The organism is Microcoleus sp. LEGE 07076, assembly GCF_015207455.1.
GTDB lineage: Bacteria > Cyanobacteriota > Cyanobacteriia > Cyanobacteriales > Microcoleaceae > Microcoleus.
The window spans coordinates 1-14,181 of the sequence record NZ_JADEWV010000155.1 but is presented as its reverse complement, the minus strand read 5'-3'; the positions used below and the strand labels follow the sequence as shown (position 1 = coordinate 14,181).

The window sequence follows — 14,181 nt, the reverse complement described above, 5'->3', positions numbered from 1 at the left end:
GGTGGGGGCGATCGAACTGTGAAGATTTGGCGGATTGGCAGTTAGGATAAATTTAATATTTTTGCTTGACAGGCGATCGAAGGTTGTGCTAAGTTAGTAATTCGTGAGGACGCATAGCTCAGTTGGTTAGAGCACTACGTTGACATCGTAGGGGTCACTGGTTCGAGTCCAGTTGTGTCCATCTTATAAAACCCGCTGGTTGTAGCGGGTTTTGTTTTGGAGTGTCCCATCTCCCACATTCTGCTGATGTTCAGGGAAATTTAATAATCATGTTTGAGGTGTTTGAGAAAACTAAATCAAGAATCTGGATAAATCTGAGTTTCACGTTCTTCCTGAGTTGGTCTAGCAAAATGAGAACCTAGTTTTAGCTTAAATCTCACTCGCTCTTTATCAGTCATTTGTAGCACTTTTCTAGAAAGTGCAAAATCATACTGCGATCTGGGCAAAGCAACAACTCGATTAAAATCTATTACATTATCTTGTAATAACGGTTGATGTTGGTGAATATAGAAAAAGTTAGTAAAACTTCCTAGATTATTTGCCTTGAGTTCAGTTAATTTTTCTAGGTTTTGGCGAATTTGATAAGGAACTTCTAGCAGAGGCGAGACAACAAAAGCTGATATATTCGGCTTTCCTTTTTCTCGCTTGGCAATGTCACAACACTGGGTTATTAAAATGAAGTAACCGTAATATACTTTGAGCTGTGCTGTAAATACGGATAAGCCTTCTTTTTGTTTATTCTCTTTTAATGCTAGTAAGTTTTGTTCAACTTCAGCTAAATGCTGAAGATTGGTTAAATTGTTGTCAGGAGTGCCAATCAGATGCAAGTCTGAACAGTTTAACTCTGGGTAGAATAACCCTTGAATAATATCACCTTGGCGTAATTCGTTTTGATCGAACTCTTCAACAAACATCTGAATATTCTAAGATTAAAAACTGTCTAACTCTTCATCACTATAAATCGAGTCATATTGATTATTCGCAACACGCATAGCCTTAGCGACAGACAAAAATGAATTGATTATCTCTGGAGATTCAGACTCCTGATAATAACATTCTTCTTCTATTTGCTGAATAGACTCTAATGTTCTCGATGCTTCTTCTAAAGCCTCTTGAGAAAGCTTGCTTAATATTAAGATGCACTTCAACAAGCGATATACTTTCTGGTATGACTCATTATTTAAATCTATTTTGAGAGATAAATTAGATAGAGATAACGGAGAGATATTAGGGTTGACTTCTGGCAAGAAAAAGGTAAGATCGTCAATGTTTTGGTAAGACGTTCTTATTGTTACAATCGTATTTTGTGGATCGGGAAAAGCAGGTAAATTAATCCTTGGTGATTGGTTGCGGTTCCATCGCCCTGTGGAGTTCCTCCGTAATGCTCCACCGGAATAACTTTCCTCCCGTTCGATTAAAGGTGTCAAAGACATTCCAAATCTCCCCCTTTTCTATTTTTTGGTCTACAAAAAAATCAGCATCAAACAAATAACCAGGTTCCTGAACATTGCCTTTTGACGGGTCTTGTGATATGACTAAACCATGATTAAAATTAACTCTACCTCCTTCTAGTTCAATTTCCAAATTTTTAACTAAAGTCCGAATGGAACCAGATAACTCGGTACTATGTAACTCTGAAGCAATTTTCGGACTGATTAATTCTGACCAAGGTTTATTTTCAATTTTTTTAAATTTCGAGCGAAGTATCAAATCCTTATATCTTAACCCTAACCTTGTGTAAAAAGAGGGTTTGTATACCTCTTCAAATAGATTAATAGCCTTGGCAAACCGTTCTTTAAATTCTTCATATTGCTTGTATTCAATAGTAGCTAATGTAAGATACTCTCGGTTTAAAGATAACTGCCACTTTGAATTTTCAGACAAAAAATTATAAGTAGTATACTGAGGGGTAATTGCTCCTATTTGTGGCACTAATGCTGCTATTTCAGGAGGAATGTTTAAATCCTGTGACTGTTGGAAAATAGGGTAGTCAAAACGTATTCTTTCCTGAAATTCAAAAGGATCTTGATTATTGATTTTGAGGATTGTAGGAAAGCGTAATTGCGCCAGAACCTCTATCAAAGGAGATTGCTGATAAATGACTCGTTGGTAATCAGGTAGTTTCATTTTAGGATGTGCTTACTCCATAAGTGTATTTTATATTTTCCTCATAAAAATTGAAAAATCAGCGATCGTGCTGCACTTGCTTTTGGCAGTCGATATCTGATAACATTCTAAACCATTTTTGACAATTTTTTCTACCCAAAACGCCGGAATATTAAACGTCGCCCCACAGTTGCGACATTCCGATCGCACTTTTAACCAATCTCGATACTAATATTGATCGCCCCAACATCCGCAAATCATGACAACTCCCATCACCCCGTAGGGACACGGCACCGCGCCGTGCCGTGCCGTAACTTACTTGCGACAGCCTTCGGCGATCGCCCTTAACACCGCAAGCCGCACTTCAGGATGAAATTTCTCCAGCCCGTTTGCCCGAAAAATCCAGTGTCCGCTACCCGCGTGTTCGATCGAAATCTTCTGCCCGTCCGGCAAAATAATTTGCCACCAATTCAACACAGTGCCTTTAATCAGTTGACACTGAATCTCGCTCAACTGAGCCTCCATCAGTTTGAGTTGACGCATGATTGGGTTTTGGGCTGATGACTTCATGATTTTTCTCCTTAAATAAATTGGACAGTTTCTCTGCTGGGACTTCAGTTTGCTGATTTTTCAACTTTATTTCACTTTCTGAACTTTTCGCCTCAACTTCACTTTCTGAACTTTTCGCATTAACTTCCCTTTTAGCACCTTTCGGCTCAATTTTCGCTTTAAAACCTTGAGATTTAACTTTACCTTTAGCTGTGGTTGAACTCTGTTGGCCTGGGGGCTTCTTAAACTCCGCGTCCAATTGGTCTAAAATCTCCTCTTGTTCGGGAGTGTGTTCCGCTGATTCCTCTAAATTTCTGGGGTTGTATTCGTCAACCAGCCGCCCCAAAAATTCCGAAATTGACATTCCGGCGGCGGTGGCTTTTTTGGTTAACAGGGCGTAGGTGTCTGTTTTGATCCGAATTTGTTTTAACCTGAGGTTGGGATTGTTGTCAACTGTTTCGGCTATAGTGACTGCCGTAATCCTTTCCTTGGGGATGACATCCACAACTTCTTGCCACTTTTCCTGTAAAGCACAGTCGCCGTACTGGTCGGTGACTGCGTGTTTGAACAAAGGGACAACTTGAGCGACGCAGCTAGGCAAAATCTCAAATCCGGCTTTGATTAAGCGCAGGCAAATTGCCGCAGATTTGATAATTTGTGTACAATAAAAATACTGTCTGCCTAAGGCTTGTTCGCAGTAACTTTTAAAGGTTTTGAATTTGTCTTTGTACAAGCGCAGTTTTCGGATCGCGTCCAGCATGATCCCTTGTCGCACGTAGTCGAGGAATCCTCTTTTAATTTCGCCTGTGAGGTAGTCTAAATCGTGAAAGGGCGATTGATTCTGGATTTCTTCTTCAAAGTCTAGCAGCGGGCCTGCAAAGTGAAAGTTGGAGGCGATATCGCCTAGGTAGAAGTTGTCGGTAGATGTGGTCATGATCGGGAAGGGGTCGAGAAAGGGAACGATAGCACGGAAGTCGTGCGATCGCAAAGTTGAAGTTTTGGCCGGGATTTTTGGTACAATTTTGAGTTGGGTTGTGCTGTAGGTCGATCGACCTTTTACATCGCATCACCTCCTCGGAGTTCAGAGAAAGGAGCTTGAGGTATGCACTCAAGCCCCAAAAATACTAAGGGTATGCAGGTGCATAATTGATAGACACTACAAATAAGGCGGTTATTCAAACCTGCATTTTGATGAAAGGAGGCTTGCCCGGCCGCCTTTGTTTTGCCTGTCCACATGAAGTGTACTTCATCTTTCGGCAGAAGTCAAGAGGTTCACTTCATGAAACAAGCTTCGTGTATTATGGAAGAAAATTCGCAAGAAAAGGAAAAGTCTCCATTAAGGCTTCTCAGAGAACAAGCTGGGCTAACCCGCCCTCAAGTCAAACAACATATCGGCGTTTCTGAGCGGATGCAAGCTGACTGGGAATCAGGAAAATCCATGCCAACTGTTGAAAACGTGGCTGCACTGGCTAACCTATACCAAGTTTCTCTAAAAACTATGTTTGAGCTTTTAGGATTAGACGTAACCAAAATTCCCGATGACTTACCAAGTCTCGCGCCCTCTCCGAAAGACAACTAACCCGCAGGGGTTCGTCCATCTCTAGGGAAAGGAGCTTGAGGTATGCGCCCAAGCCCCGAAAATACTAAGGGTATGCAGGTGCACAATTAGTAGAAACTACAAATAAGGCAGCTCGCTATAAACCAAAGCGTTTCCACCGTCCGGCTAAATGAGCCGCCTTTCTGTTGTCTCTATCTTAAACAACCATAGTTGTTCTTTATTAGTTTGTCAACAACTTTGGTTGTGAATTTTTATGATATGCCCAGAAATAAACAAACTCAAGAGTCAAAAGATATACCAGCACTGCAAATATTGCGGGAGGCTGTGGGTTTATCGCAATCCGCCTTAGCAAAACAAATTCCCGACAAAACCCGCACAAAAACCCTAAGTCAGCAAGCCATTAGCAAATGGGAACGAGGACTAGACGAGCCCGAACTGACAATTGCTCAAATGAAAGCCCTTTGCAAAGCTCTCGGAAAAACGCTTAACGATTTACCCAATGACTTAGGCCCACCAAATCCTGACGGATAAATAAAAAGTCAAAAAGGTCGATCGACCTTTCATCCCTCACTCAATCCGTGATTTTCCCTCTCAGAGCCTTAATCTGCCCTCGCTTAGTTTTGCTGTCAAGACGCTTGCGCTGGGAACTACGAGTGGCTTTGCTGGGTTTGCGCCTTTTCGGTATGACGATCGCACTTTTGATCAATTCTTGCAGCCGTCTCAAAGCCTCCTCGCGGTTTTGTTCCTGGCTGCGGTGTTCCTGTGCTTTGATGACAATCACCCCTTCTTGGGTGATTCGCCCATCGTTGAGTTGCAATAAACGCTGCTTGTAGCGATCGGGCAATGAGGAAGCTGGGATATCAAAGCGCAGGTGAATAGCACTCGCCACCTTATTTACATTTTGCCCCCCTGCGCCTTGAGAGCGAATGGCGCTAATCTCGATTTCGCGATCGGCAATAAATACTGTGTTGGAAATTTCTATCATGATTTATTGATAATTCTTAGCTGTCAGGATGAATTCGATGAGTTTTTTTCTATCCCATAACTCTACGTCGTTAGATTTAGCAAGTTTGTAAGCATTTTCTGTAAATCTATTGTTGGTAATTACTCTGCCTTTATTTCCTTTGTAATGTCTGACGGCTCCTGCTACTTCTTGAACTGCTTTAATCCCAACTGGATTTTTGCTTCTTTTCGCTTGAACCACGGTTTTTGAGCCGTCTTTATATAAAATTAAATCCGCTCCATAATCTTGACTGTCTTGAGTTAAAGTGACGTTATAATCACAGTTTCTAAAATGGACAGCTAGAAATTTTTCAAACTCTTTGCCAGTCATTCGATCCACTTCCAGAATACCGCTCTCTGATAAACGTTTTTTTGACTCTTCTTCTTTAAGAGTATCAAATACCAATGCTGCAATATCACCGACAATGGCAGCGGCTCTTACTATAAAAGGCTTCATAAAATTACACTTATTTTAAAGAGATGTCTATAGTTTATACTACAAAGTGGCGAGATTGTTCGTATAGACGAGGTTGAAGACTATGACGAAACCGCATGATATCAGAAGAGAACAAGACCGGAGATTGGGAGAATTAATGGCGATCGCACGTCAGCGATTTCTCGATGCAGGCGGCGATCCCCGACACCCGCCATCAGGCTTAAAAGGCGATGATTACATGACAGACGCAGAAAGAGAAGAAGCACTCACGATCGCCCGATCGCTCTTTAACGACGAATATATTAAAAGCTATCTCAAAAACAAACGTCAAAACAATTTGCAACCCCAGATTAATTAGTAAGGTGCGCCGAAACGCACCCTACAAAAACTAATTAATCCGTAGAACCGGTTTGCAGCGACTCTTTAGCAGCCTGAGTCCACTCAGAGTGGAAGAATTCACCGCGCGGTTTGTCGGTGCGCTCGTAGGTGTGAGCCCCGAAATAATCGCGCTGAGCTTGGGTGAGGTTTTGGGGCAATCTTTCGCGCCGATAGCTGTCGAAATAGTCCAGGGACGCGCTGAAGGCCGGTACAGCAATCCCCAGCAGGCTAGCAGTAGACAACACTTCCCGCCAAGCTGATTGGCGATCGAGAATACTCTGTTTAAACTCCGGCGCTAACAGCAAATTCGGCAGCTCGGGATCGTCCTTGAAAGCTTTTTTAATCTTGTCCAAAAAGCCAGCCCGAATAATGCAGCCGCCCTTCCAAATGCGGGAAATTTCGCTCAAACTGAGGTCATAATTATACGACTTCGAGGCCGCGCTCAACAGCGCCATGCCTTGCGCGTAGGAGCAAATTTTCGAGCAGTAAAGCGCATCCCGGACTTTGTTGACAAACTCTTTAGGATCGCCTTCATACTTGGCGCTAGGCCCTGTTAGTTCTTGGGAAGCTTTGACACGCTCAGCCTTATAAGAAGACATGATTCTGGCATTCACAGCAGCAATAATTGTCGGAATGCTCACGCCCAATTCCAAAGCACTCATTACAGTCCAGCGGCCGGTACCTTTTTGACCCGCTGCGTCCATAATCACCTCAACTAAGGGCTGCTTAGTTTCCGAGTCAATGTACTTGAAAATATTAGCCGTAATTTCAATCAAAAACGAGTTGAGTTCGTCGGTAGTATTCCATTCGGCAAACACTTCCTGCAACTCTTTACCGCTGAGTCCACCGACGTTTTTCAGCAAATCGTAGGCTTCAGCAATGAGCTGCATATCGCCGTACTCAATGCCGTTGTGCACCATTTTCACGTAGTGACCGGCACCACCAGGGCCGATGAATGTGACGCAGGGGCCGTCATCTACTTGAGCCGCAATTTTGGTGAGAATTGGCTCTAGGATGCCGTAAGCAGCGTGGGTGCCACCGGGCATCAAGCTAGCACCGTTGAGTGCGCCTTCTTCGCCGCCGCTGATGCCCATGCCGACAAATCCCAGTCCCGCAGCTTCTAAATCTTTGGTGCGGCGTTCGGTGTCATCGTAGAGGGAATTACCGCCGTCAATAATCATGTCACCTGGTGACAGCATGGGTTTGAGCTGATCGATGACTGCATCGACTGGTTTGCCCGCTTGCACCATGACTAAGATGCGGCGCGGGGTTTCTAGGACATCGACGAATTCTGTAAGAGTTTTGGCGGCTACAATGTTTTTGCCGGGGGCACGTTTTGCCATGAAGTCATCGGTTTTAGCTGCTGTGCGGTTGTACACAGCGACAGAGAAGCCTCTGCTTTCGACGTTGAGGGCTAGGTTTTCGCCCATCACGGCTAAACCGATTAAACCAAAATTTTGCTTTGTCATAAAAACACTCGGTAAGTGGGAAACTCAGAGTCTGGTTAGACCTGAGAGGGATGCGACGCTTTGGCTACGCTCAGGGTATCGCACGGTTTTAACCGCTTATGGGCGGGATGAGGGCCCACACCACAAGAAAATTTACTCTTTGACCGAACAGGCCCGAAAGCCTGTTATCGAGCGTGGTGAAAGATGTCAGTTTAAGTGTATTTTTATATGCTAAAAATTGATGTTTGGTGAATCAGTAGGGTTTTTTTAAGATTTAAGCGATATTAAAGAAATCGGCAGTGGATAATAAGGCAGATATTCAGTCGATCGCAGTAACAGTAGATACAAACAAGCGGACATTTTGAGCAAAATTTAGGAGACTGTTGTAAATATGGAAGATTTGCAGTATCTGGCGGCCTGGGTGAAGGAGCAACACGCTCGGGAGTATATTTTAACTTGGCTGCTGAGTCAACAGGGGCTGTGGTGGTCTGATGGCGATATTTATCAGGCGGTTTTGCAAAAGTCGGGAAAGCTGTTGAAAGCTTACGTGCAAAAAAGGCAAGCTGGAGAGTTATTTGAGGGGATTGCTGAGAAGTTAGTGGGAGATCAGAATTGGGATGATTTGGCTGCGAGTTTGGGGCGAATTGTTGCTGTGTATCAAGAGGAATTATCCCATTTGCAAGAGCGCGACAGGCGCGGGGATGGGGTAAAAAAAAATTTGAATAGCAACCCGTTAACTGGCGATGCTTTGTCGCTTTTTGAAGTGCAGCAAGCTTTGCCCGATCCTTACGCGGATACGCTGACGGGGAGGTAATATCAAATCTGTTAGCATCGGAATAGTAAATTCACTGTTGACTGTTAACAGTTAACAGTTAACATCATGAGGAGTGCAACCGGAATTGATATAATTGGCGATGGCTTACGCCCCGCTACGCTACGACTTTTCGGAGGCACTATAATCTCAGAAACCGGGTTTCTTTCTATATCTCTGGTACTCAACTGCAAATTGTTGCATAAACCCGGTTTCTCGCTATTTTTCAGAATCTCAGAAACCGGGTTTCTGCCGATATCTCTCGTACTCAACGGCAAATTGTCGCATAAACCCGGTTTCTCGCTATCGGGCGATTGAAGTGCGATCGAGATTTAAGGATTGAGAATAGGTGTAAGATCGAGAACAAATCCGGGAAGTACGTCTTCACCCGAAAGTTTTGGCGGTTGGTCAAAAGAGAAATTAATCACTTCTGCTACATCTTCAGACAACCGATAGATTTCTACTAAAGGCGTTTGCGGGTCAATTAGCCAACCTAAGCGACAGCCGTTTGTTCGATAATACCGCATTTTAGCCCGCAATGTTTCTAGGGAATCACTTGCAGAACGCAATTCTATTACAAAGTCCGGGCACAGGGGAGGAAATTTGCGCTTATTTTCTGCGGATAATGCTTCCCAACGTTCTAGGAGTACCCAAGCAGCATCTGGGGAACGCTTCGCACCGTTGGGTAGTCGAAAGACAGTGGAAGAGTCAAAGACTTTTCCCAATCGAGTCTGACGATTCCACAAATTTAGGTCTGTAGTCAAATCGGAATTTCTGATGCCGCTTTCGCCGCCTGTTGGAGGCATAATAATTAGTTCTCCTTCAGGGGTTTGTTCTAATCGCCACTCTTCATTAGCGATGGACAATTGATAAAATTGTTCGTCTGTTAAAGCGACGGTGGCTGGTAGGTTGAGAGTTATAGTTTCCATCGTTGATATTATCCCCAACTAGGTTTATTTTATTATAGTCGATCGCACTTTATGACAATTTTTTCAAAAAAGTGGCAAACCCCAGAAACCGGGTTTCTTTCTATATCTCTGGTATTCAACTGCAAATTGTCGCAGAAACCCGGTTTCTCGCTACGCAGCGATTGAAGTGCGATCGTATTTCTGTCGCTTGGTGGGGGCTAGTTTCTGTATATTGTCTGTTGGAGTTGGATATAGTTGGTGAACCCGCCCCTACCGAAATTTTGTTTGTTTGACTCTAAATATAGCTGCTAGCTTGACGGGTGAACATTGAGCAGTAAATGCCATTTGCTGCGATCAATTCGTCGTGCGTTCCGATTTCTGCTATTTTACCATTTTCCATCACGGCGATGCGATCGGCAATTTTGGCCAATCCCAATCTGTGACTGATGACAACCGTAGTTTTCCCGGCGGCGATTTGGCGAAATATGCTGTAAATTTCGTGTTCTGTCTTGGGGTCTAGGGCGGCGGTTGGTTCGTCAAAAATTAGGACTTCGGCGGTGTCAAGGCGCATGAGGGCGCGGGCGATCGCAATTCTTTGCCACTGTCCCCCCGATAAGTCGATGCCGTCTTCTAATTGTTTGCCTAAAGGTGTTTCTAAACCTTGGTCTAAACTATTGACTTTAGCTGCAATTCCTGATTCGGAAATTGCTTCGTTAATTGCGGTGTCATCGGAGAGGGAAAGCAAGTCGCCGAAACCGACATTTTCGCGGACTGTGGAGGGGAAGCGGGCGTAATCTTGCATGACTACGGCGATGCGCGATCGCACGTATGATAGGGAGTACGATCGCAAATCTTTGCCATTCCAGGCGATCGAACCACTTGTCGGATCGTACAGTCTGCCGAGCAGTTTGCCAAGGGTAGTTTTACCCGCGCCATTTTCCCCGACAAGCACTAGCATTTCACCCGGATTAATGGTTAAGTTGATATCTGTAACTGTGTTTTTAGTGCTACCGGGATAGCAAAAAGATAAATCCTTAATCTCAATGCCAATTTTATCTTTTGTGGCACGGGCATCTTGCCCGCTATCTGGCAATAAACTTGTGGCACGGGCATCTTGCCCGCTATCTGGTAATAAACTTGTGGCACGGGCATCTTGCCCGTGACCTGGTAAGCTAGGCAAACGAGATGCCACATCCCCCAGCGGAGACTGCAACTCTGGTTTCAGATCCAACAGTTGAAAAATCGGACTCACACCGAGAGCAATATCGTACAAATTAGTGTAATTATTAATCAGTAACTGCAAACTTTCCTCGACCTGGACAATCAAACCCGAATAAAGCGCCAAATCGCCCAAAGTATAGCGCGATCCCAAAGCTCCGATTACCACATAAACAAAGGGCAAAGCTACTCCTATTCTACTAAGAATAGACCACAGCAGTACCACAATTGCTCCTTTTTTTCTGATTGCCTGCATCTCGCTAAAAAACTGCACGAACTGACCTTGCCAGCGTTTGAGCCAAAGTTCTTGCAAGCCAAACAAACGCAATTCTTTAGCGTATTCTTCGCCAGTCAATACTCTAGCAGACAAGTTCATTTCGCGAGTAATTTTAGCTTGCTTTTTTTGAACTCTCCAAATGAGTTTCGTATATTTTCTTTCGATGTAAATTGAGGGAATTGAGGAAAGTAATATCAGCAGAGGTACCCACCAAGCTATAGCAGCAGCAAGGCTGACAGATGGAATAAATATAAAAATTCCAGTGATGGTCATGCTGATGGTGAATGCTAGTTGCTGTATTTTGAATACTCCGGTTTTTGCTAGTTCTACTATATTTAATAGTTCGGGGTTTTCAAACAGGGCGATATCGTCAAAATTGGCAACTTTTTCGAGAACTTTTCCTTCAACTGCGCCTTGAAGGCGATCGCGCAAAGATGTCACTGTAAAGGAACTCATTGTATCGATGGAGTCGCCGACTAATTTCAGAATTAAGACTCCGGCAATACTCCACAGCAACATTGGCTGGGAAAGTATTAAAGCTAAGGGCTGTGCTGTTTGGGTTCGCGACAGCAGGCGAGATACTTCATCAATGATTAATTTATTTAAAAATAACACGCCAGATGGAGCAGCACCGCGAATGATGTTGAGTATGATTAAATTGCGGAGTTCGATCGGTGCGGCTTTGACTATGAGGCCGAGACTGCGCCGCAAAGCTTGGAATGTGGTGATTTTAATGGATTGCATAGTTTGTGGGTAGGTGTCGGCTCTACTCATCCCCTCCCCTTATATTATAGATGATGAGTTGATTAATTGTAGTTTGCGATCGCATAAGTTCTCTTTTTGATCCTCACGTTTCCCAGGTTGGTTGAAAATTTATCAGTGCATTCATAGCTCGTTCTAAGCTGGGGGAATTAGTCTGTGCTGACGCAACTTGCCAATTTCGATCGACAAACTGGATAAGTTGACCGTTGTAGTCTTTACCAATTTTTGCGGTACTATTGCGATCGGGAACAATCCCCTCCCGCAGTTGTCGCTTCTTTGACTTTTTAGCCAGATTGATTAAAAGCTGTTTGGGGTCGGAAACTTTATCTACATCAGCAGGAATCAAGTCTACTGAAATACCCAGAAATTCAGCAAATCCCTCCCGATGTGCTAGCAACCACGCTTCCACTTCTTTAACCGCAATCCGAAACAGCAGATTAGGATGTTTTGGTTGAGTTAACCACTCCGAAAGAATTACTAGCGGGCATTCTGCATTATCCAAATCAGTTAACACTAAGTATGGCATTCCCTTTGCCGCATGATTTAATCCAGAAATCACCTTTTTAATTTTGCCATATCCTCTCTGATTCAAGCAATTTCCAACTGAAAAGGGACGTTGAGACTGTTTGAGCATTTGTTTGAGAACGGCTTCACTCAGTACATCCTCAAACACTAGATTGATGGGAATATCCGTCATTTGAATAAACTGAGTTGGTCGATCGCGGGCGGTGCTGTGAGAGGAAGTGCAGCATCAGCTATGCTTAAACCTCCTTCTAATAGCATTTTGATTTGTTCATTACTTGAAGCAAGTTTTACCTGAGTTCCTTCAGGAGTCGGTGTCATTAGCAAGACTTCTTCGCCGCCAATGCCTTTGTCTGAGAGCAAATCGGCACTGTGGGTACTGAGAATAACCTGTCGCTTTCTCGGACGCTGAAGGCGATAAATCAGAGACGGTAGATTGCTAACAATCGCCGAATTTAAAGAGAGTTCTGGTTCTTCTAGTAATAATAATGAATCGGTTTCTAACAGCGACCAAAGCAAACCAATTAACCGTAACGTTCCATCGGAAAATTGGTCTTCCCGTTGTTTTCCTGCTCCGGGCCGCCAATGTTCGTAAACAGCTTCCAAATGCGGAACCCCCATCACATCTTTGGTATCTGTAAGGTTTTTCAATTGTGGGACAGCCAACTTTAAAGCATCTTCAATCTTTTTTAATCGTGATTTTCGGGTTTTTTCGGGAGTTTTAGCAACTCGCTCTAAAAAAGTTCTCCCAAAAGGATCTTCGGAAAGTCCCGGAGTAGCAAAAGCTTCGGGATGGCGAACTAACTGAGGAATTAAATGTAAATATAAAATCGATTCTAAAAATTTAGCAATTTCTCTGAATTCTGCATTGGCATTAATTTGCTCTAAATAAGTCTGGGTGAGACGTAGCTCATCGTTTTCATCTTCTTTTGTAGGGCGATCGATTATTTGCCGATCGCCTTTCCAGACTCGTTCGTAGGCAACAATCGCCTCATTTTTGCCACCTTTTTTTTGTTTAATTCCCAGCCCATACCTCCATAATGGCTGTTCAGCATTAGATTCTGAAAGGTGAATTTCTATTTCTACATCTGGATATCGACGTGCATAAAGACTGCGAATTTTGGAGACGCCGCCTCGATCGATCGCAGCTTTCTGCAATCCGCCTCCTGCTTTGGCGAGATCCCGCAAAAAGCGGAATGAATCGAGAAAGTTGGACTTACCGCAAGCATTCGGGCCTACTATAAAAATGCGATCGCGCAAATCAACATTCACTGACTGAAAATTGCGCCAATTTTTCAGAGCTATATGGGAGATAATCATACTGGTAAAATTTCCACGCTCACCGGCTCACCTGTTTTTAACAATCCGATCGCCCTTTGCATCTCAAACTATACCAGATCGAGCGATCGCCCTAAACGACTTCCACCATAGCATAAACTGCTATTGTCAAATCAGATTTGTCAACTCTGGTTATTGTTGATTTCTCAGTTAGATCGCAATACGGTTTACTTAACGCTTTTGATGAACTTCATCTGACGATTTTTGGATAATAAAGAGGTGAAGTAGATCTTAAGAAGATTTGACCACAGAGAACACAGAGAACACAGAGAGGGGAGGGATAAAAAGTTTTTTACGACATCCAAAACCCTCGCAATACTCTTCCCTCTGCGCCCTCTGCGCCCTCTGTGGTTCAAAACTCTTCTCTTAATCAAGTGGATGAGAAGTAAATCCGGTTTACTTAACGCTTTGGATGAACTTCATCTGACGATTTTTGGATAATAAAGAGGTGAAGTAGATCTTAAGAAGATTTGACCACAGAGAACACAGAGAACACAGAGAGGGGAGGGATAAAAAGTTTTTTACGACATCCAAAACCCTCGCAATACTCTTCCCTCTGCGCCCTCTGCGCCCTCTGTGGTTCAAAACTCTTCTCTTAATCAAGTGGATGAGAAGTAAATCCGGTTTACTTAACGCTTTGGATGAACTTCATCTGACGATTTTTGGATAATAAAGAGGTGAAGTAGATCTTAAGAAGATTTGACCGCAGAGAACACAGAGAACACAGAGAGGGGAGGGATAAAAAGTTTTTTACGACATCCAAAACCCTCGCAATACTCTTCCCTCTGCGCCCTCTGCGCCCTCTGTGGTTCAAAACTCTTCTCTTAATCAAGTGGATGAGAAGTAAATCCGGTTTACTTAACGCTTT

At 43.6% G+C, this 14,181-nt stretch carries 16 protein-coding genes and 1 tRNA gene; 5 read left to right on the top strand and 12 right to left on the bottom strand.

What is annotated here, in order from left to right:
- The first annotated feature begins 107 nt into the window (after window positions 1-107).
- Window positions 108-181, top strand: a tRNA-Val gene (locus tag IQ270_RS21785).
- 115 nt (window positions 182-296) lie between these two features.
- Here IQ270_RS21785 and IQ270_RS21780 read toward each other — a convergent pair.
- The 5 genes from IQ270_RS21780 to IQ270_RS21760 all read right to left on the bottom strand — a co-directional run bounded on the left by IQ270_RS21780 (window position 297) and on the right by IQ270_RS21760 (window position 3,589).
- Complete coding sequence (locus tag IQ270_RS21780; protein WP_193975299.1) at window positions 297-914, bottom strand: hypothetical protein; 618 nt, start codon at window positions 912-914, stop codon at window positions 297-299.
- A gap of 15 nt (window positions 915-929) precedes the next feature.
- Complete coding sequence (locus IQ270_RS21775) at window positions 930-1,247, bottom strand: hypothetical protein (RefSeq protein ID WP_193975298.1); 318 nt, start codon at window positions 1,245-1,247, stop codon at window positions 930-932.
- An 82-nt stretch (window positions 1,248-1,329) separates the two neighbouring features.
- Window positions 1,330-2,127: a TIGR04255 family protein gene (locus tag IQ270_RS21770; protein WP_193975297.1), complete on the bottom strand. Its 798-nt coding sequence runs from the start codon at window positions 2,125-2,127 to the stop codon at window positions 1,330-1,332.
- A 294-nt stretch (window positions 2,128-2,421) separates the two neighbouring features.
- A complete protein-coding gene (locus tag IQ270_RS21765; RefSeq protein WP_193975296.1) occupies window positions 2,422-2,649 on the bottom strand; it encodes a hypothetical protein in 228 nt (75 codons plus the stop codon).
- Window positions 2,591-3,589, bottom strand: coding sequence for a hypothetical protein (locus tag IQ270_RS21760; protein ID WP_193975295.1), 999 nt, complete (start codon window positions 3,587-3,589; stop codon window positions 2,591-2,593). Before IQ270_RS21760 ends, IQ270_RS21765 begins: the two co-directional genes overlap by 59 nt.
- Window positions 3,590-3,934: 345 nt before the next feature.
- Here IQ270_RS21760 and IQ270_RS21755 point away from each other — a divergent pair, with 345 nt between their 5' ends.
- Window positions 3,935-4,234 carry a helix-turn-helix domain-containing protein gene (locus tag IQ270_RS21755; RefSeq protein WP_193975294.1) on the top strand — a complete coding sequence of 100 codons (300 nt, stop codon included), beginning with the start codon at window positions 3,935-3,937 and terminating at the stop codon, window positions 4,232-4,234.
- A gap of 237 nt (window positions 4,235-4,471) precedes the next feature.
- Window positions 4,472-4,744, top strand: a complete 273-nt coding sequence (locus IQ270_RS21750) for a helix-turn-helix transcriptional regulator (RefSeq protein ID WP_193975293.1) — start codon at window positions 4,472-4,474, stop codon at window positions 4,742-4,744.
- Window positions 4,745-4,784: 40 nt separating this feature from the next.
- Here the strand turns inward: IQ270_RS21750 and arfB are convergent, their stop codons facing one another.
- Both arfB and IQ270_RS21740 read right to left on the bottom strand, forming a co-directional pair.
- Entirely contained in the window at window positions 4,785-5,198 is a 414-nt protein-coding gene (gene arfB / locus IQ270_RS21745) for an alternative ribosome rescue aminoacyl-tRNA hydrolase ArfB (protein WP_193975292.1), read from the bottom strand.
- 3 nt (window positions 5,199-5,201) lie between these two features.
- On the bottom strand, window positions 5,202-5,672 hold the full coding sequence (locus IQ270_RS21740; protein WP_193975291.1) for a restriction endonuclease: 471 nt from the start codon (window positions 5,670-5,672) through the stop codon (window positions 5,202-5,204).
- A gap of 82 nt (window positions 5,673-5,754) precedes the next feature.
- Between IQ270_RS21740 and IQ270_RS21735 the strand changes: the two genes are divergently transcribed.
- Window positions 5,755-6,009: a hypothetical protein gene (locus IQ270_RS21735; protein WP_193975290.1), complete on the top strand. Its 255-nt coding sequence runs from the start codon at window positions 5,755-5,757 to the stop codon at window positions 6,007-6,009.
- Window positions 6,010-6,043: 34 nt separating this feature from the next.
- Here the strand turns inward: IQ270_RS21735 and gnd are convergent, their stop codons facing one another.
- Entirely contained in the window at window positions 6,044-7,498 is a 1,455-nt protein-coding gene (gnd, locus tag IQ270_RS21730; RefSeq protein ID WP_193975289.1) for a decarboxylating NADP(+)-dependent phosphogluconate dehydrogenase, read from the bottom strand.
- A 370-nt stretch (window positions 7,499-7,868) separates the two neighbouring features.
- Between gnd and IQ270_RS21725 the strand changes: the two genes are divergently transcribed.
- Window positions 7,869-8,291 (top strand): hypothetical protein, encoded by a 423-nt coding sequence (locus IQ270_RS21725; protein WP_193975288.1) that lies wholly within the window; start codon window positions 7,869-7,871, stop codon window positions 8,289-8,291.
- Window positions 8,292-8,620: 329 nt separating this feature from the next.
- Here the strand turns inward: IQ270_RS21725 and IQ270_RS21720 are convergent, their stop codons facing one another.
- The 4 genes from IQ270_RS21720 to IQ270_RS21705 form a co-directional block, all read right to left on the bottom strand.
- Window positions 8,621-9,217, bottom strand: coding sequence for a Uma2 family endonuclease (locus IQ270_RS21720; protein WP_193975287.1), 597 nt, complete (start codon window positions 9,215-9,217; stop codon window positions 8,621-8,623).
- Between the two features lie 274 nt (window positions 9,218-9,491).
- Window positions 9,492-11,435, bottom strand: coding sequence for an ABC transporter ATP-binding protein (locus IQ270_RS21715; protein WP_228056578.1), 1,944 nt, complete (start codon window positions 11,433-11,435; stop codon window positions 9,492-9,494).
- Window positions 11,436-11,538: 103 nt separating this feature from the next.
- Window positions 11,539-12,150: a hypothetical protein gene (locus IQ270_RS21710; protein WP_193975285.1), complete on the bottom strand. Its 612-nt coding sequence runs from the start codon at window positions 12,148-12,150 to the stop codon at window positions 11,539-11,541.
- Complete coding sequence (locus tag IQ270_RS21705; protein WP_193975284.1) at window positions 12,147-13,295, bottom strand: AAA family ATPase; 1,149 nt, start codon at window positions 13,293-13,295, stop codon at window positions 12,147-12,149. The genes IQ270_RS21710 and IQ270_RS21705 overlap by 4 nt, the downstream gene beginning before the upstream one ends.
- Window positions 13,296-14,181 lie beyond the last annotated feature (886 nt).